General features: G+C 74.2%; 14 protein-coding genes and 2 pseudogenes. 7 read left to right on the forward strand and 9 right to left on the reverse strand.

Annotation, left to right across the window (positions count from 1 at the left end; all coding sequences use genetic code 11):
* Nucleotides 1–38 precede the first annotated feature (38 nt).
* From ABEB06_RS09700 to ABEB06_RS09720, 6 genes and pseudogenes are all read right to left on the reverse strand, one after another.
* Complete coding sequence (locus ABEB06_RS09700) at nucleotides 39–635, reverse strand: HD domain-containing protein (RefSeq protein WP_345696406.1); 597 nt, start codon at nucleotides 633–635, stop codon at nucleotides 39–41.
* A 9-nt stretch (nucleotides 636–644) separates the two neighbouring features.
* Nucleotides 645–1,715, reverse strand: a complete 1,071-nt coding sequence (locus ABEB06_RS09705) for a LacI family DNA-binding transcriptional regulator (protein ID WP_345696407.1) — start codon at nucleotides 1,713–1,715, stop codon at nucleotides 645–647.
* 68 nt (nucleotides 1,716–1,783) lie between these two features.
* A complete protein-coding gene (locus ABEB06_RS09710; protein WP_345696408.1) occupies nucleotides 1,784–2,326 on the reverse strand; it encodes a hypothetical protein in 543 nt (180 codons plus the stop codon).
* A 71-nt stretch (nucleotides 2,327–2,397) separates the two neighbouring features.
* Nucleotides 2,398–3,353: pseudogene (locus ABEB06_RS09715) on the reverse strand (DUF1996 domain-containing protein); the annotation flags it as partial.
* Between the two features lie 16 nt (nucleotides 3,354–3,369).
* Nucleotides 3,370–3,798: pseudogene (locus ABEB06_RS39325) on the reverse strand (discoidin domain-containing protein); the annotation flags it as partial.
* A gap of 110 nt (nucleotides 3,799–3,908) precedes the next feature.
* Complete coding sequence (locus ABEB06_RS09720) at nucleotides 3,909–7,364, reverse strand: discoidin domain-containing protein (RefSeq protein ID WP_345696410.1); 3,456 nt, start codon at nucleotides 7,362–7,364, stop codon at nucleotides 3,909–3,911.
* 376 nt (nucleotides 7,365–7,740) lie between these two features.
* Here ABEB06_RS09720 and ABEB06_RS09725 point away from each other — a divergent pair, with 376 nt between their 5' ends.
* The 5 genes from ABEB06_RS09725 (at nucleotide 7,741) to ABEB06_RS09745 (ending at nucleotide 13,847) form a co-directional block, all read left to right on the forward strand.
* Complete coding sequence (locus ABEB06_RS09725) at nucleotides 7,741–8,184, forward strand: GNAT family N-acetyltransferase (RefSeq protein WP_345696411.1); 444 nt, start codon at nucleotides 7,741–7,743, stop codon at nucleotides 8,182–8,184.
* 65 nt (nucleotides 8,185–8,249) lie between these two features.
* Nucleotides 8,250–8,831, forward strand: a complete 582-nt coding sequence (locus ABEB06_RS09730; protein WP_345696412.1) for a TetR/AcrR family transcriptional regulator — start codon at nucleotides 8,250–8,252, stop codon at nucleotides 8,829–8,831.
* Nucleotides 8,828–10,183, forward strand: coding sequence for an MFS transporter (locus ABEB06_RS09735; protein WP_345696413.1), 1,356 nt, complete (start codon nucleotides 8,828–8,830; stop codon nucleotides 10,181–10,183). Before ABEB06_RS09730 ends, ABEB06_RS09735 begins: the two co-directional genes overlap by 4 nt.
* 81 nt (nucleotides 10,184–10,264) lie before the next feature.
* Nucleotides 10,265–11,398, forward strand: a complete 1,134-nt coding sequence (locus ABEB06_RS09740; protein WP_345696414.1) for an alpha/beta hydrolase — start codon at nucleotides 10,265–10,267, stop codon at nucleotides 11,396–11,398.
* An 85-nt stretch (nucleotides 11,399–11,483) separates the two neighbouring features.
* Nucleotides 11,484–13,847 carry a glycosyltransferase family 39 protein gene (locus tag ABEB06_RS09745; RefSeq protein ID WP_345696415.1) on the forward strand — a complete coding sequence of 788 codons (2,364 nt, stop codon included), beginning with the start codon at nucleotides 11,484–11,486 and terminating at the stop codon, nucleotides 13,845–13,847.
* Between the two features lie 49 nt (nucleotides 13,848–13,896).
* Here ABEB06_RS09745 and ABEB06_RS09750 read toward each other — a convergent pair whose 3' ends face one another.
* Nucleotides 13,897–14,229, reverse strand: coding sequence for an ArsR/SmtB family transcription factor (locus tag ABEB06_RS09750; protein WP_345696416.1), 333 nt, complete (start codon nucleotides 14,227–14,229; stop codon nucleotides 13,897–13,899).
* Between the two features lie 87 nt (nucleotides 14,230–14,316).
* Here ABEB06_RS09750 and ABEB06_RS09755 point away from each other — a divergent pair, with 87 nt between their 5' ends.
* Nucleotides 14,317–15,300: a quinone oxidoreductase family protein gene (locus ABEB06_RS09755; RefSeq protein WP_345696417.1), complete on the forward strand. Its 984-nt coding sequence runs from the start codon at nucleotides 14,317–14,319 to the stop codon at nucleotides 15,298–15,300.
* A gap of 9 nt (nucleotides 15,301–15,309) precedes the next feature.
* On the opposite strand, the gene ABEB06_RS09760 is transcribed toward ABEB06_RS09755, so the two are convergent.
* Nucleotides 15,310–16,053 (reverse strand): HNH endonuclease family protein, encoded by a 744-nt coding sequence (locus ABEB06_RS09760; protein ID WP_345696418.1) that lies wholly within the window; start codon nucleotides 16,051–16,053, stop codon nucleotides 15,310–15,312.
* 90 nt (nucleotides 16,054–16,143) lie between these two features.
* Nucleotides 16,144–17,160, reverse strand: a complete 1,017-nt coding sequence (gene moaA / locus ABEB06_RS09765; RefSeq protein WP_345696419.1) for a GTP 3',8-cyclase MoaA — start codon at nucleotides 17,158–17,160, stop codon at nucleotides 16,144–16,146.
* Between the two features lie 129 nt (nucleotides 17,161–17,289).
* On the opposite strand from moaA, the gene ABEB06_RS09770 reads away from it, so the two are divergent.
* Entirely contained in the window at nucleotides 17,290–17,898 is a 609-nt protein-coding gene (locus tag ABEB06_RS09770) for a nucleotidyltransferase family protein (RefSeq protein ID WP_345696420.1), read from the forward strand.
* Nucleotides 17,899–17,912 lie beyond the last annotated feature (14 nt).

A 17,912-nucleotide genomic window follows, 5' to 3' on the forward strand; every position in this document is an offset into this window, starting at 1 on the left:
ACCGTCGCGAGCCCCTGCCGGGCCCGGCCGCGGCCGGTTCAGCGGAGCAGGACCGCCCCCTCCTCGAAGCCGTGGCCGTACTCGGCCACCAGCCCGCCCAGGTCCGGCTCGCCGAACTCGGCGGCCAGCGAACGGAACGCCGCCACCTTGTCCGCCCCGAACCGCGCGACCCGCGCGGCGTACGCGGCCCCGTCGAGGAACCTCGGCGGGCTGCTCTTGGAGTGGAACTTGTCGGCGTACATCACCAGCCGCTCCTCGGCGCTCTCCGCCAGGTAGTCGGCGACCGGGATCGGAAGCCCCTGCTCGGTCACGTCCCGCCGGGTCAGCCCCACGCCGGTGTGGCAGGAGGCGAACCGGCAGAGCGACTCGGGCAGCCCCTCCGCCCGCAGGATCCCGTGCCCCAGCACCCCGTGCCGGATGTAGTGGCCGTCCCCGACGCGGTAGACGCCGATGTCGTGGAGCAGGGCGCCGACCTCGACGAGCTCCGCGTCCACCTCCAGCCCCGCGCGTTCGGCGAGGGAGACCGCGATCCGGGCCACGATCTCGCAGTGCGTGAGGACCAGGTCGAGGGCCTCGGGGGTGGGCGCGTAGCGCTCGTGCAGGGCGCGGACGCCGCGGATGTCGGGAAGGTTCACCCGCACACCCTAGGCCGACTGCCGGACCACCAGTTCGGGCTCGAAGATCACGCAGGTGGGGCGGGCGGCCGGGTCGGCGAGCCGGGTCAGCAGGATCCGGGTCATCTCCTCGGCCATCCGTTCCACCGGCTGTCGCACGGTGGTCAGCAACGGGCGGCCGGAGAGCGCGGCGCTGCTGTCGTCGAAGCCGACCACGGCGACGTCCTCGGGCACCCGGCGGCCGTGCTCGGCGAGCACCGCGAGCGCGCCGCGGGCCATCAGGTCGTTGGCGGCGAACACGCCGTCCAGCTCCGGTTCCTCGGCCAGCAGCCGGGCCATCGCCCGCTCGCCCCCGGCGTGCGTGAAGTCCGCCTCCACGGCGGGGGTGAACGGGTGGCCGTGCCGGGCCATCGCGTCGCGGAAGCCGGCCAGCCGGTCCCGGCCGGCCTGGACGCCGGACGGGCCGGCGATGGTCACCACCCGTCGGCAGCCGCGGGCGGCCAGGTGGTCGGCGGCCAGCCGGGCACCGTCCCGGTTGGCCAGGTCGACGTAGCTGAGCGGCAGCGCCGCGTCCGGCGCGCCGAACAGGACCGCCGGCCGGCCGGAGGCCAGCAGCGCGGCGGGCAGCGCGTCCTCGGCGTGGGTGGTGACCACCAGCGCGCCGTCCGCGCCGCCCCCGTGCAGGTAGGACACCACCTGCTCGCGGGAGGCCGGGGTGTCGGCCAGCATCAGCACCGGGTGCATGCCGTGCGGCCGCAGGGCCGCGAAGACCCCGCTGACCACCCGGCCGAAGAACGGGTCGGTGAAGACCGCGGCGCCCGGGCCCTCGGGGCTGTCCTCGCCGGCCCCGGTGACCACCAGGGCGACCGTGGCGGCCCGCCGGACGGGGTCGGGGCGGCGGGTGACCAGCGAGCGGGCCGCGCTGTTGGGGGTGTACCCGGTGCTGGCCACCGCGCGGCGGACCGCCTCCTGGATGGCCGGGTCCACATTGCGCACGCCGTTCACGACCCGGGACACCGTGGCCCGGGAGACACCGGCTTCCCGGGCGACGTCCTCGAGGGTGGCCGAGCGGCGTCCGACCGCGGGAGTGGCTTCGCTCATGGGCCCTTTATAGCACGTCGGGAGAGCGCTCTCCCAGAGTTGGCCGGAGAGTTGCGGAACCGGCCTGATCAGGCATGCTCCCGCCAGCAGGTCATCACGGCCGTGGCCACGGTCAGCGCGATGTTCGCCCGGCTGCGGACGGGCGTGCCGAAACCGGCCGGCAGCCCGGCCACGTCCACCAGCAGCAGCATCGAGTCCTTGCGGACGACCACCGAGCCGTCCGCCCTGGCGAACGCCGCCTCCCCCAGGCCGTCCACCGCCGTCGCGCCGGCCGCCTCGGCCCGGCGCCGCTCGAACAGCGCCTCGGCGGCCGGCCGGTCGGCGGTCTGGTCGACCACCAGGGCCAGCGTGGCGCCCGGGAAGACGTACGGGCAGGTGTACCGCGGATCCACCCAGCTGCCGGTCAGCGGCGTGATCAGGGCGGTGCCCAGCGCACCGGTCACCTCCCGCTCCACGTCGCCGCCGCAGACCATCAGCGCCGCCCGGGAGGGCTGCCGGGCGGCGGCGGGCGGGGGGCCCGGCGCCGGCGGTGCGGCGCCGCAGCCGGCCGCCGCCGCGGCCAGCGCCAGTGACACCAGGACTCCTGCGGCTGCTGCGACTGCTCGGCGCATGGCGCTCCCTCGCGGGTACGGGCCGGACCCGGGGCGGCTCGCGCCCCGGGTCCGGCGATTTTCCGGGTGGATCAGGCGGGCAGGCGGTAGTTCTCGTCGAGCGCCGCGCCCCGCTCGGGGTGCGCCTCGTCGTAGCCGCGCGCGTTGCACTGGAGGCCACCGACGATGCAGTGGTTCACCAGGGCGGCCAGGGTCGGGGCGTCCCAGGCGTTGAAGAAGTCGTAGTGGAAGGAGAAGCCCCGTCCGCTCGACAGGTGGAGCTGCGGCAGGTCACCGGCGGGCACCGGGAACGCCATCTTGAACTCGATCATCGGCAGCGCCACCGGGTGGTCGGCCGGGCAGACGCCGTCGATCGGGTACGCCATGTGGCTCTTGTGGTCCGGCGTGTCCAGGTACAGTCCGTTCCAGCAACTGGGGGCCTGGTAACGGATGTTGAGCTGGGAGTTGGCCGGGCAGCTGATCGGCAGGTCGATGTTGTGGTAGCTCTCCCCGCACTCCCAGCCGGCCACGTACCCGGGGTCGGTGGCGAACTGGGTGGACGTCGCCGTCGGGCTGCCGACCACGAAGCGCAGCCCGGTCGGGAACGGCCGGACCGAGGTGTAGTCGACCACGTTGGTCTTGTAGTAGATGACCTGCGGGCCGACCGGGTCGATCGGGGTGGAGCCGTTGTACAGCGTGGGCATCCAGTACGCGGACTTGTCCCCCGGCGCCGTGCAGGTGGTCGAACCCGCCTGCAGCGAGGCCACGGTGGAGGCCGCGTTGGTGGTGGTGTTGCCCATGAAGGTGTGCATGTGCGAGGCGCCGGCCTGGCCGGGGAAGACGATCGGGTCGTCCGGCGCGTCGTGGTTGGCCGAGCAGTTGGCCTGGAACTCGTGGAAGTACGCGTGCGGCGGCACCTTGGTGGACGGCGTCACGCCGGTCACCTGCGGGTTGGCGAGCACGTACCCGGTGGACGGCTGGGCGACCTGGCCGAACACCTTGAACTCGTACAGCGAGTAGCCGTAGCCGGTGCCGCGCGCGGTGGCGTACAGCCGCAGGTACCGGCCGGAGGCCGGGACGTTGAGCTTCTGCACGCCGCCGGTCGAGGCGGTGGTGGAGTAGACGGTCGACCAGGCGGTCGCGTCGTTGGAGACCTGGAGCTGGTAGGCGGACGCGTACGCCGCCTCCCAGTCCAGCTCGACGGAGCTGATCGTGGCGCCCGCGCCCAGGTCGATCTGCAGCCAGGACGGATCGCTCCAGGCGCTGGCCCAACGGGTGTTGGGGTCGCCGTCGACGGCCGCGGCGGCCGGGAAGCCGGCGTTCTCGACCGAGGACGCGACCACCGGCCGGGACTTCGAGATCAGCCCGTCGGCGGCGGCGGCCTGCTGGCCGGTGGTGCCCACGCCCGCGAGGGCGAGCACCGCGGCCAGGGAGGCGGTCAGTGCCGCCCACCGGGGCCGTGGCCTGCCTCGGGACAGGAAACGGGGTCGCATCGGACCTCCAGGTGGTGGATGGGTGGGGGTTGCCCCGGGGCGGGCACTCGGGCCCGGCCCGCCCCGGGAGTCTGGATCCGGCGGGAGTCCGGATCGGGCGGCGCCGCGGGTCAGGCGTAGACGCCGAACTCGTACAGCGAGTCGCCGTAGGCGGTGCCGCGCTGGGTGATGTTCACCCGCACGTAGCGCCCGTTGGCGGTCACGTCGAGGTCGTCCACGCCGCCGGTGCCGCCGGTGGTGGAGTACGCGGTGGTCCAGTTGGTCCCGTCGTTGGAGACCTGGATCTGGAACGCCTTGCCGTAGGCGGACTCCCAGCCGAGCTGGACGTGCTTGACCGCGGTCGGCTGGCCGAGGTCGACCTGGATCCACTGCGGGTCGGCCCACTCGCTGGCCCACCGGGTGCTCCAGTTGCCGTCGGTGGCGTTGGACGCCGGGTACGGCGCGCCGTTGCCCGCGGCCTGGTAGGTGGAGGCGGTGGTGGTCTTCCCCTTGGCCACGTTGGTGCCCTGCGGGGTCGGCGCGACCACCCGGAAGGACTTGGTCTCGATGCCGACGTTGCCGTGGCCGTCGAAGGCGTAGACGTACACCTTGTACACGCCGAGCTGCTTGGGCGCGGTCGCGGTGAAGCGGCCGGGCGAGGTCTCCTTGAAGACCACCTGGGAGAGGCCGGTGCCGCCGCCCGCGTACTTGTCGCAGTAGTAGAGCGTGTACCGGATCAGGTCGCCGTCCGGGTCGGTGGTGTCGGCGGTGATGTCGAAGGTGCCGCCGGCCGGCACGGTGGCCGTGTTGCTCAGCGTCATCGAGGAGATCACCGGCGGGGTGTTGGAGCCGACGTCGCCGGCGTAGTCCTTGACCACCGAGTGGAAGGCCAGGCGCCGCCAGCCGGCCGGGGTGGTGTTGTACCAGACGCCGCCGAAGTCGTTCTCGGTGCCGTAGTGGAAGACGGTCGCGCCCAGCGCCACGCCCCGGTGCCCGGTGATGCAGGTCCAGTTGTTCAGGTAGGCGTCGCGCTTGGCGGTGTCGGAGGGCTCGGTCGGCACGCCGTTGGCGTCGTTCGGGACCTCCCACTCGCCGTCCTCGCCGGACTCGGTGATGATGTACGGCTTGGTGTAGCCGCCGCTGATCCAGTCGTTCTTGACGTTGCAGACCGAGCCGTAGGAGTTGACGGCCAGCAGGTCGAGGCTGGGGGTGTGGTTCTTGTAGTAGACCCAGGAGCCGGTCCAGGCGTCGGTGGAGGTCACCGGGTGGTTGGGGTCGATCGCGTGGATCGCCTGGGTGATCCGCTCCACGTACTTGGCGTACGCGACGCGCTCCTGCTCGACGGTCAGCCCGTTCGGGTAGGTGTGGTCCTGGGTGGTGAGCAGCACCTCGTTGCCGACGTCCCAGAGCAGCACGCCCGGGTGGTCCTTGTAGGTGCTCACCCACTGCTTGATGGATTCCAGGGTGGAGTCCATGTACGCGGTGTCGCCCACGTAGTCGGCGCCCTGGTTCAGCCAGAAGCCGTTGACCACCTTGATGCCGTGCGCGGCGGCGGTGTCCAGCAGCGGCTTGGAGGCGGCGTCGGTGCCCCAGGTGCGCAGGGTGTTGACGCCCATCGCCTTGAGCTCGCGCATGTGCGCCTCGGCGGTGGACATGGCCGGGCCCCAGGTGATGCCCTTGAGCTGGTAGGGCTGGCCGTTCACGGTGAGCTGCCAGTTGCCCTGCGAGCCGGTCACCTTGACGGTGGAGGCGCCGGTGGGCACCGCCGGGTCGGTGAGCGCGGCGGGCGCGGTGCCGCTGGTGGTGGAGACGGTCACCCGGTCGATCGCCATGGTGCCGCCGGAGGAGGTGGCGTCGGTCGGCGAGGTGCAGTTGCAGACCGCGTTGGGGTAGCCGCCGCCGATGCCCAGGTTGAACACCAGGTAGAAGCCGTGGTGGACCGCGTTGTCCCAGGTGGTGACGCCGACCTGGGACTCGTTGACCTGCCAGACCTGCTTGCCGTCCAGGTACCAGCGGATCTGCTCGTCGGAGACGGTCCGGTCGAGGATCATCGAGTAGGTGTGGAAGCCGGTCTGGCAGCCGGTGCAGCTCGCCAGGCCGCTGGTCATGCCGTCGTACTCCTTGCAGTTGCCGCCCGGGGCGGTCCCGCAGTGGAGGGTGGCGGACAGCTGGCTGCGCCCGTTGACGCTCTCCAGGATGTCGCTCTCGCCGGCGCCCGGCCAGGCGGTGAAGTTGCCGCGGTTGCCCGCGCCCATCGCCCGGAACGACGGCCAGTAGCCCACGCCGTTGGCCGGGTCGGGCTGGCGGACGGTCGCCGAGATCTGCAGCCGGCCGCCGGCCGGTACGGCGAAGTCGGAGCGCTTGGACTCGACCCGGCCCGAGGTCCAGGCCGTGCCGTTCTTCACCGCGGTCAGGTTGAGCGCGCCGTTGCCGTCCAGGCCCACGTTGGCCGGGGAGTCGGTGTCGGTCTGCACCTCGCCGCTGCCCCAGTTGGCGGGGCCGCCCTGGTAGCCGGTGCCGGTCTGCACCGTCCAGTTGGCGGCGTTCGGCGCGGAGCCGGCGGCCCCGGAGAAGTCCTCGTCGAGGACGGTGCTCCAGTTGCCGGGCGGCGTGGTGGGCGGGGTGGTCGGCGGGGTGGTGGCGCCGCCGCCGGTGTTGACCTGGAACTCCCAGAGCGAGTAGCCGTATCCGGTGCCGCGCTGGGTGCCGTTCATCCGCACGTACCGGCCGGACCCGGAGACGTCCAGCGACTCGGTGCCGCCGGCACCGGTGGTGGTGGAGTAGACCGTGGTCCAGCTCGCACCGTCGGCGGAGGTCTGGATCTGGTACGCCTTGCCGTACGCCGACTCCCAGTTGAGGACCACACGGCAGATCTGCTGGACGCTGCCGAGGTCGACCTGCAGCCACTGCGGGTCGGTGTTGGCGCTCGACCAGCGGGTGCCGGTGTTGCCGTCGACGGCGTTCGCGGCCGGGGTGCCGTAGTTCTCCGTGGAGGAGGAGGTGGCGGTCTTCCCCTGGGCGGCGTTGGCGCTGTCGCAGCTGCCGCCGCCGCTCCCGGTGAAGGAGCCGAAGACCTGGAACTCCCAGAGGGAGTAGCCGTATCCGGTGCCGCGGGTGATGCCGTTCATCCGCACGTAGCGCCCGGAGCCGGTGACGTTCAGGGTCTCGGTGCCGCCGGTGCCGGTGGTGGTGGAGTAGACGGTGGTCCAGCTCGCACCGTCGGCGGAGGTCTGGATCTGGTACGCCTTGCCGTAGGCGGCCTCCCACTGCAGGACGACCTTGCTGATCGACGCGGTCGCGCCGAGGTCGACCTGCAGCCACTGCTGGTCGGTGGCGGTGCTGGACCAGCGGGTGCCGGTGTTGCCGTCGACCGCGGCGGCCGCCGGGGTGCCGCCGCCCTCGATCGAGGAGGCGGTGACGGTCTTGCCCTGCGAGATCACGGCGTCGGCAGCGTGCGCGGCCGTTCCGGGCCACAACAGCAGCAGTCCGGACACCATCGAGGCGGCGAGCGGCGCGGCGAGCCACCGCCGGCGCGATGGGGTCGGGCGGCGGCGGGGCACCGGCTGAGCGGTGGGTGGAGCGAGCATCGGGGGACTCTCCTGAGTGGGCGGTGGGGGCGCGGCTGCACGCCGGGGCGCGCCGGGTCCGAGGGGTGGCCGGACGGTGGCACGACGGACGCGGTCCACATGGGAGAGCGCTCTCTCAGTGAGGAGATGGTTGCCCGCCAGCCGGTCCACGTCAAGACTTCGGACGAGAACTCCGGTTCCGGAACTCGACGGCCCAACTCCGCAGGTGGAAACGGTACGGCCGATCACCCTTGACGCATCCCGCCCGCCGGGGCAGGCTGGGGAGCACAGCGGGAGAGCGCTCTCCCACCTGGCAGGGCGAGAGCGCACTCCCGCTCCACCTGTCGAGCCGCGAATTGCGTTGACGCACCGCGTCCCGCGCGGCTTTGCTGCTGCGATGTCGAACCTCCGCGTGATCCAGCCCGCCGACGAGGCCGAACTCGCCGACTGGCGGCACATCCACAACGTGATCATCCCGACCGACCCGCTCGGCCCGGACGACGTCCGCGACCGGGCCGGCCGCTACCACCTGGAGGTCGCCTACCTCGGCGACACCCCGGTCGGCTGCAGCACCGTGCGGCCACCCTGCGAGGAGACTCCGGCCGCCACCGTCATCGCCCGCGTGCTGCCCGAGCACCGGGGCCGGGGCTTCGGCACCGAGCTCTACCTGCGCGGCCTCGCCCGCGCCCGGGAGTTCGGCGGTGAGGGCGTCGAGACGGTCGTGCTGGCGAGCAACGGGAGCGGACTGCGCTTCGCCCTGCGGCACGGCTTCGTCGAGACCGAGCGCTACCTCCTCCCCGGCGACACCGTCCCCTACGTCGCACTGACCCTGAGCGTCTGACCCCGCCGCCGAGCCGCCCAGCCACCGAATAGACACTGTCTACGCCGCACTGGTAGACAGTGTCTATGAGTGTTTCGGAGGAGCAGGAGCACGGGCTGCGGCAGCGGCTGGTCGCGGTCGGGGTGGAGCTGGTGGCGGCCGAGGGCACGGCGGCGCTGTCGCTGCGGGAGATCGCCCGGCGGGCCGGGGTGTCCCACGGGGCGCCGCGCCGCTGGTTCCCCACCCACCGGGAGCTGCTGTCGGCGATCGCCCGGGAGGGCTTCACGGCGCTGGCCGCCCAGGTCGCCGCAGCCACCGGCGCCGGGCCGCGGGAGCAGCTGGCCGCCCTGGCCCGCGGCTACCTGGAGTTCGCGCTGGCGAACCCGGGGATGTACGAGCTGATGTTCCGCCACGACCTGCTGGAGAGCGGGACGTCCGGGCTGCGCGATACCAGCCTGCCACTGTTCCACCGGCTGGCCGGGCTGGTCGCGCAGGCGCGCCCGGGGGCGGCGGAGCCGCAGGTGGCGGCCGCCGCGCTGTGGGCGAACCTGCACGGGGTGGCCCAGCTGTGGAGCTGGCGGAGCCTGCAGCTGGCGTCCGGAAGCGAGGACTTCGACGGCGTCCTGGCCCGGCTGCTGGAGGCGCACCTCGGCCCGGCGGGCCGGTGAGCGCGGGCCCGCGCCGACGCCTGGCGCTGACCTGCTCGATCGCCGGCGCGGCCCTGGTGGCCCTGGACGGGACCGTCCTGACGGTCGTCCAGCCCACCCTGCAGCGGGAGTTGGGCGCCACGGTCGCCCAGGTGCAGTGGACCGGCACCGGCTACCTGATCGCGGTGGCCGCGCTGCTGGTGGTGGCGGGGCGGCTGGGCGACCTGTACGGGCACGGCCGGCTGTTCGCGGTCGGGGTGCTGGGGTTCGGCGCGGCCTCGGCGGGCATCGGGCTGGCGCCGTCGATCGGCTGGGTGGTGGCGCTGCGTGTCGCCCAGGGGGTGTTCGGGGCGCTGCTGCAGCCGGCCACGCTGGGCATGCTGCGGGCCGCGTACCCGCCGGACCGGCTGGGGATGCCGATCGCGCTGCGGACCGGGGCGATCGGGCTGGCGGCGGCCGCCGGGCCGCTGCTGGGCGGGGCGCTGACGGCCTGGCTGGGGTGGCGGCCGGTGTTCCTGCTGAACGTCGGGCCGACCCTGCTGGTCGGCGCGGCGGCGTTCGCCCTGCGGCTGCCGGTGCCGGCGCGCCGCGAGCGGACGCCGCTGGACCTGCCCGGCGCCGCGCTGCTCGCGCTCTCCCTCGCCGCGCCGGTGTACGCCCTGACGGCGTGGCAGGACGGGGCGCGGTGGCCGGCGCTCGCGCTGCTGGTGGGCGGCGGCGCCGCGGCGGCCTTCGCGCGCCGGCTGCGGACGGCGGCGCACCCGCTGTTCGCGCCGCGGCTGCTGGGCGCCGCGCCGGTGGCGGGTTCGCTCGGGGTGCTGGTGGCGGCGTCGGCGGCGCTGTTCGGCACGCTCTTCGTCGGCAACTGGTTCCTCCAGGACGTGCAGGGGCTGGATCCGCTGACGGCGGGTCTGCGGGCCCTGCCGCTGCCGCTGCTGATGGTGATCGGCGCGCCGGTGTCGGCGGTCGCCGCCCGCCGGTACGGCCCGCGCCGGACGGTGGCGGGCGGGCTGGTGCTGCTGGCGCTCGGGGCGGCCCTGCTCTCCCGGCTGGACGCCGCCGCCTCGGCGCCGGCGACCGGTGGGTGCTTCCTGCTGATGGGGGCGGGCTTCGGGGCGGTGATGGTGACGGCGACGGCCGTGGTAGTGCGTCACGTGGAGGCGGCCGCGGCGGGGGTCGCGGGCGGGTTGCAGCAGACCGCGCTGAACGTCGGGCCGACGCTCGGGACGGCGGTCGCCACGCTGCTGCTCGCGACCTCGCCGCCGCCCGGTCCGGCCCTGGTCCTCGCCCTGCTCCCGGCGGCGGCGGTGCCGCTCGCCCTGCGCGCCCTGCCCGGGCCGTCAGGCCGCCCCGCGGCTTCGGCCGTTCACTGATCACCCAGGGGGAGGGCGCCCTGCGGCCGTTTGCTGGGAGCCGACTGGGAGTCAGCTGTCAGGTCCCTTTACGATCATCGTGTGCCCAGTCTCACCGGACTCCCCCTGCAGATCATCGCCGTCGTCGTCGCGGTGGCCGCGTTCGCCGCGACCATGTGGCTGTGGCCCCGGCTGGGCGGCCGCGGGTGGCGGCCGGTGCTCGGCCGGCTGGGTGCGTTCCTCGGGACGCAGCTGGCGGTGCTGGCGGCGATGGGCCTGGTGGCCAACTCGTACTTCGGCTTCTACACCACCTGGAGCGACCTGCTCGGGCTGGACGGGAGCCCGGGCACGGTGGTGGACCATCAGCCGGGCGCCAAGGCGATCTCGGTGACGGGCGAACAGAAGATGTACTCCTCCCAGGGATCGGTGCAGGAACGTTCCGGCATGATCCAGAAGGTGGAGATCCGCGGCGCCTCCTCCGGCCTGGTCGGCACCCCGGCCTACGTGTACCTGCCGCCGCAGTACTTCCAGCCCGGGTACGCGAACACCCGCTTCCCGATGGCGCTGGTGCTCTCCGGCTACCCGGGGTCGGCGGAGAAGCTGATCTCGCTGCTGGAGTACCCGGCGTCCACGCTGAAGGCGATCGAGGCCAAGCAGCTGCCGCCGACCGTCCTGGTGATGATGAAGCCGACCCTGGTGGGCAACCGCGACACCGAGTGCATGGACGTCCCGGGCGGACCGCAGGTGGAGACCTTCTTCACCGAGGACCTGCCGCGGGCGATGTCCGCCGCGTACCGGGTCACCGACCGCCCGGAGGCCAGGGCCGCGATCGGCGACTCGACCGGCGGCTACTGCGCGCTGAAGTTCGCGATGCGCAAGCCGGACGCCTACCGCTCGGCCGTCTCGCTCTCGGGCTACTACGAGACCGGCAACGACCCGACCACCGGCGACCTCTTCGGCGGCCGGCCCGAGGTGAAGCGGGAGAACGACCTGCTGTGGCGGATCCGCCACCTGCCCCCGCCGCCGGTCTCGCTGCTCCTGGCCACCAGCCACAACGAGGAGAACTACCCGGCCACCCAGCAGATGGTGGCCGCCTTCCGGGCCCCCACCCAGGTGTCGACCATCACCCTGGACACCGGCGGGCACAACTTCCACACCTGGACGCGGGAGATCCCGCCCGCCCTGGAGTGGCTCGGCAAGCGCCTGGACCAGCCGCGGCCGCAGGCTCTCAGCTGACCCCGGCCGGGAGTGATCAAGGATCACACCCTGCTCATAGCCGGGCCTCATGAGAATCTCAGCGTGACCCCGGAGCGTAGCCTCCATGACCACGTCGAGTTCCCCACCTCCGTCCAGTGTTCCGTGGCCCGAGGCTGCGAACTTCCCGCCCCCGGAGCCGTCCGAGCGGCAGGCTCCGCAGGCCGCGGTCGAACCGCTCTTCCCGCCGGTCGGCCTCCCCGGGCCGGGCCCGAAGGGGCCTGCCTCCTGGGCCGGCCGGCTCCGCACCCTCCCCGTCCGCGCCTGGCGCGGACGCCCCGACGACCCGGCCTGGGCCCGGCCGGCGCTGCTCGGCCTGCTCGCCGCCACGGCGGTGCTCTACTTCTGGAACCTGACCGCCTCGGGCTGGGCCAACGCCTTCTACTCGGCGGCGGTGCAGGCCGGCAGCCAGAGCTGGAAGGCCTTCTTCTACGGCTCCTCGGACGCGGCGAGCTTCATCACGGTCGACAAGCCGCCGATGTCGCTGTGGCCGATGGCGCTCTCCGCCCGGATCTTCGGGCTGAGCTCGTGGAGCGTGCTGGCCCCGCAGGTCGTGATGGGCGTGGCGACGGTCGCCACGGTGTACGCGACGGTGCGCCGGCGCTTCTCGGCGCTCGGCGGCCTGGTGGCCGGCGCGGCGCTGGCGCTGACCCCGGTGGCCGCGCTGATGTTCCGGTTCAACAATCCGGACGCGCTGCTGGTGCTGCTGCTGACGCTGGCCGCGTACGGCCTGGTCCGGGCGACCGAGACCGCCTCCACCCGCTGGCTGCTGTTCACCGGCGTGATGTTCGGCTTCGGCTTCCTGACCAAGACCCTGCAGGCCTTCCTGGTGCTGCCCGGCTTCGCGGTGATCTACCTGGTGGTCGCGCCGACCGCGTTCGGCCGCCGGGTGAAGCAGGTGCTGCTGGCCGGACTCGCCGTGGTCCTGGCGGGCGGCTGGTGGGTGGCGATCGTCGAGCTGGTCCCGGCGTCCGCCCGGCCCTACATCGGCGGCTCGCAGGACGACTCCTTCCTCTCCGTCACCTTCGGCTACAACGGCTTCGGCCGGCTCACCGGTGACGAGACCGGCAGCGTCGGCGGCGGCGGTGGCGGCCGGGGCGGCGCCGGCGGCGGCATGTGGGGCACCACCGGCATCACCCGGCTCTTCGACGGCGACATCGGCGGGCAGATCGCCTGGCTGATGCCGGCCGCGCTGGTCCTGCTGGTGTTCGGCCTGTGGGCGACCCGCCGCCACGGCCGCACCGACAGCGCCCGGACGGCCTTCCTGGTCTGGGGCAGCTGGCTGGTCCTCACCGCGCTGACCTTCAGCTTCATGTCCGGCATCTTCCACCAGTACTACACGGTGGCGCTCGCCCCGGCGGTCGCCGCGGTGGTCGGCATGGGCGTCGACGGCCTCTGGCGGGCCCGGCACCGGCTGCCGTACGCGGCGGTGCTCGGCGCGGTGGTCGCGGTGACCGCGGTCTGGTCGTTCGTGCTGCTCGGGCGCAGCACGGACTTCCTGCCGTGGCTGCGCTGGGCGGTGCTGCCGGGCGGCATCGCGGCGGCGGTCGCGCTGGTGGCGGCCGCGCGGGCGGGCCGGGCGCTCGGCGCGCGGATCGCGGCGGTGGCCGGACTCACCGCGCTGGCGGCGGGCCTCGGCGGGCCGGCGGCGTACGCGGTGCAGACCGTGTCGGTCGGCCACTCCGGCTCGATCGTGACGGCCGGTCCGCAGGTGCAGGGCGGCGGCTTCGGCCCGGGCGGCGGCGGGCGGGGCATGATGCCCGGCGGCACGGGCGACGGCGGCCGGGGCCAGTTCCCCGGCGGCGGCCAGTTCCCCGGCGGCGGGCAGTTCCCGGGCGGCACGCAGAACGGCGGCACCGGGCAGTTCCCGGGCGGCGGCCAGTTGCCAGGCGGCACGCAGAACGGCACGGGACAGAACGGCACCGGCCGGTTCCCGGGCGGCGGCACGCAGAACGGCACGGGACAGTTCCCCGGCGGCGGCGAGGGCCGGGACGGCCGCGGCGGCACGGGCGGCGCCGGCGGGATGGGCGGCCTGCTGAACGGCTCCCGGGTGAGCAGCGAGCTGGCGGCCCTGCTGAAGCAGGACGCGGGCTCCTACACCTGGGTGGCGGCCGCGGTCGGTTCCCAGAACCAGGCCAGCTACCAGCTCGCCACCGGGGAGCCGGTGATGGCGCTCGGCGGCTTCAACGGCACCGACCCGTCGCTGACGCTGGAGCAGTTCCAGCAGTACGTGAAGGAGGGGAAGGTCCACTACTTCATCGGCGGTGGCGGCATGGGCGGTGGCATGGGCGGCGGCAGCCAGTCGCTCTCCTCGCAGATCGCCTCCTGGGTGGCGGCCACCTACACGGCGAAGACGGTGGACGGCGCCACCCTCTACGACCTGACCGCGGCCCCCGGCGGTGGCACCTCCTCGACGGCCGCCACGGGCTGACGGCCGGCCGTCCCACCGGGCCCCCGGAGCACCCGCTCCGGGGGCCCGGTCACATGGTGCTCTCGTACGCGGTGACCACGGCGTCGAGCACGCCGGGGAAGCGGGCGTCCAGGTCGGCGGCGCGCAGCGCGGTGAGGCGGCGGTTGGCCTCCTCGCGCTGGCGGACCACGCCGGCCTCGCGGAGCACCTTGAAGTGGTGGCTGAGCGTGGACGGCGCGACGTCGACCGGGAAGGAGCCGCAGGCGCGCTCGGGTTCGGCGCGCAGGGTGCGCACGATGGTCATCCGGGTGGGGTCGGCGAGCGCGTGCAGGACGTCGAGGAGGTCGATCTCCTCGGTCGCGGGGTGGGCGAGCGGGGCGCGGCCCGGTCGGGAGCGGGGCATCCGGCACCTCCATGTTCGACAACCATCGAAGATGGGTGTAATTTCGATGTTCGTAGAACATCGTAGCTTCCGTGAGGGGAGACGGACATGCGCGCTCTCGAGATGACCCGGCCCGGCGGGGCCGAGCACAGCCTGGTCCAGGACGTCGAGGTGCCGCGGCCCGGCCCCGGCGAGCTGGCGATCGACGTCGCCCACGCCGGGGTGAACTTCGTCGACGTGATGTCCCGGCGCGGTGACGCGGCCTACGTGCCGGCGTGGCCGTACCGGGCGGGCAAGGAGGTCGCGGGCACCGTCCGGGAGCTCGGCGAAGGAGTGAGCGGGTTCGCGGTCGGCGACCGGGTGGCGGCCGCCACCACCGGCGGCGGCTTCGCCGAGGTGGCGCTGGCGAGCGCCGCGGCGACCGTGGCGCTGCCCGACGGCGTGGACACCGCGACGGCCGCCGCCGTCCCGCTCGGCCTGGCGACCGCGCTGCTGCTGCTCACCGACGCGGGCCGGTTCGAGCCCGGTGACACCGTGCTGGTGCACTCGGCGGGCGGCGGGATCGGCGGCGCGATCGCCCGGCTGGTCCCGCTGCTCGGCGGCGGCACCCTGATCGGCACCGTCGGCCGGCCGGAGAAGGCGGCCGCCGCGCGCGGCCTCGGCTACCACCACGCCTTCGCCCGCGGGCCCGAACTCGCCGAGCAGGTCCGCGCGGCGACCGGCGGGCGCGGCGTCGACCTGGTCCTCGACCCGCTCGGCACCGAGGCGCTCGGCCTGGACCTGGACCTCGCGGTGACCGGCGGCCGGGTGGTGCTGTTCGGCAACGCGGGCGGCGGCACCCTCGACCCGCTGCCCCCCGCGGGCCGGCTGCTCGGCGCCAACCTCACCGTCACCGGCTTCAGCCACCGCGTCCTGCTCGCCGCCGACCCCGCGCGGGTCGCCCGCGCCCAGCGCCGCGCGTTCGACCTGGTCGCCGGGCACGGCCTGGCCGTCCCGGTGGTGGAACTGCCCGGCCTGGACGCCGTCCCCGCCGTCCACGACCTGCTCGCCGCGGGGCGCGGCGAGGGCAAGTACGTGGTCAGGGTCGGCTGAACCGGGCGGTCAGCCGCCGCACTGCTGGAGCATCGCCTGCTTGTCCGCCGGGGTCACCGGCAGCTGGTACTTGAGCGAGACCTGCGCCCAGCGCACCGCGTACGAGCAGCGGACCGCCTGGTTGGCGGGGAGCCAGGAGGCCGGGCCGGAGTCGCCCTTGGACGCGTTCTGCGAGCCGTCGGCGGGGATCAGGTTGAGCGGGTCGTTGGCGATCTGGACCCGCTTCGCCTTGTCCCACTGGGCGGCGCCCTGCTGCCAGTCGTAGGAGAGCGGCATCACGTGGTCGATCTGGATCTTCGACGCCTGCGCCTTCGTCCACTGGACGTTCTTGCCGGTGTACGGGTCCCAGATGGTCATCCCGGTGACCACGCACGCCGAGCCGTCCTTGTGCTCCACGGCCCGCCCGTCCCGGGCCAGGACGTCGTCGCGGGTGCCGCAGTCGTTGTGGCCGAGCGGGACGCCGTCCACGTTGTCCGTCCAGGCGGGGCCGAACTGGTCGCGGTCGTACCCGGTCTTCGGGCCGGGGGCGGCGGTCTTCACCTTGGCGATCAGCGCGATCCCGGCCGCGCGGTCGGCCGCGGAGGTGATCGGGGCGAGGCCGGGCCCGGTGCCGTCGGGGTTCTGCAGCGGGTTGGCGCCCTGCGCCTGGCCGGGCGGGACGGACTCGTGGGAGGTCTTCCCGCCGGAGGTGCAGCCCGCCAGCGCGAGCACCGGCAGCAGGACGGACAGGACGGCGGTACGGCGCGCGCGCACGGGGCTCCCCCGGAAGTGGTGAGGACTGACGGCGCACCAGGAGACCAGTCCGCCCACACCGGGTCAAGTCCGGCACGAAGGAACGGCCGGTCAGCCGCCGATGGCCGACATCGGGCGGGCCGGCTGCACGAAGTCCGCCGAGGAGATGTCGTGGCCCGGGCCCTTGCGGGCGATGGTGTTGCGCCAGGCCGCCTCGAGCCGCGCGTCGTCCGCGCCGCCGCGCAGCAGCGCCCGCAGGTCGGACTCCTCGGTCGCGAACAGGCAGTTGCGCAGCTGCCCGTCGGCGGTCAGCCGGACGCGGTCGCAGCCGCCGCAGAACGGCCGGGTCACCGAGGCGATCACCCCGACCACGGTGTCCGTCCCGGCCAGGCGCCACTCCTCGGCCGGCGCGTTGCCGTGCCGCCCGACGGGCACCAGCTCCCACCGGGCGCCGAGGACCTCCAGCATCTCGTCGGCGGTGACCATCCGCTGCCGGTCCCAGGCGCCCTGCGCGTCCAGCGGCATCGACTCGATGAAGCGCATCCGGTACCCGTGCGCGCCGGCGAACTCCACCAGGTCGAGGAGCTCGTCGTCGTTCACGCCGCGCACCGGCACCGCGTTGATCTTCACCGGGTCCAGCCCGGCGTCCCGGGCCGCCGCCAGGCCGGCGAGGACGTCGGCGATCCGGTCCCGCCGGGTGATCCCGGCGTACCGTTCGGGCCGCAGGGTGTCCAGGCTGACGTTGACCCGGCGCAGCCCGGCGGCCTTCAGCTCGCCCGCCGTCCGGGCCAGTCCGATGCCGTTGGTGGTCAGCGACAGCTCGGGTCCGAGCTCGGCGATCCGGGCGACCAGCCCCGGCAGGCCGCGCCGCAGCAGCGGTTCGCCGCCGGTCAGCCGGACGGTGCGGATGCCGAGCCGCCGGACGGCGACGGTGATCAGCCGGACGATCTCGTCGTCGGTGAGGACCTCGGCCCGGGGCAGCCAGTCCAGGCCCTCGGCCGGCATGCAGTACGTGCAGCGGAGGTTGCACCGGTCGGTGAGGGAGACCCTCAGGTCGGTGTGGATCCGGCCGAACCGGTCGGCCAGCGGCTCGATGCCGTCGTGCGCGTGCTCTGTCCTGCGTGCCATCCGCCCAGTACAGGCGCCCGGCGCCGGAAGGTGAAGCGGGCGAACGGCCGGGGTGGCCGCCCGACCCGCGCCTTCTCGTTGTGTGATCATCCAACTGTGACGGAGCGGACCGACCGGGAGACTGGCGCCATGGAAGACCGCATCCCCGCGCTGGTCCTGGCGGCGGGCGGCGGACGGCGCCTCGGCGGGCGGCCGAAGGCGCTGCTGCCGTACCGCGGCCGGCCGCTGCTGGAGCACGCCCTCGCGGTCGCCCGGGACGCCGGCTGCGCCCCGCTGCTCGCCGTTCTCGGCGCCGCCGCCGAGGAGGTCCGCGAGCGGGTGGACACCGGCGACTGTCGACTCGTCGACAATCCGGACTGGGCGACCGGCATGGGCTCCTCGCTGCGGGCCGGGCTGGCCGCCCTCCCGGCGGACGCGCCGGCCGTGCTCGTCCTGCTGGTCGACACCCCGGGCGTCACCCCGGCCGCCGCCGCCCGGCTGCTGGCCGCGCACCGGGCCGGCGCCGGGCTCGCGGCCGCGGCGTACGGCGGCCGGCGCGGCCACCCGGTGCTGATCGGCCGGCGCTTCCTCGCCGAAGCGGCCGCCGGGGCGAGCGGCGACGCGGGCGCCCGTGCGCTGCTCGCCGCCCACCCCGGCGAGCTGGTCCTGGTCGAGTGCGGGGACGTCGCCGACCCGGACGATCTCGACACCCCGGCGGACCTCGCCCGCTGGACGGCCACCGACCCGAAGCGTCCCTGAACTCTCCCTGAGGA

Source organism: Kitasatospora terrestris, assembly GCF_039542905.1.
GTDB lineage: Bacteria > Actinomycetota > Actinomycetes > Streptomycetales > Streptomycetaceae > Kitasatospora > Kitasatospora terrestris.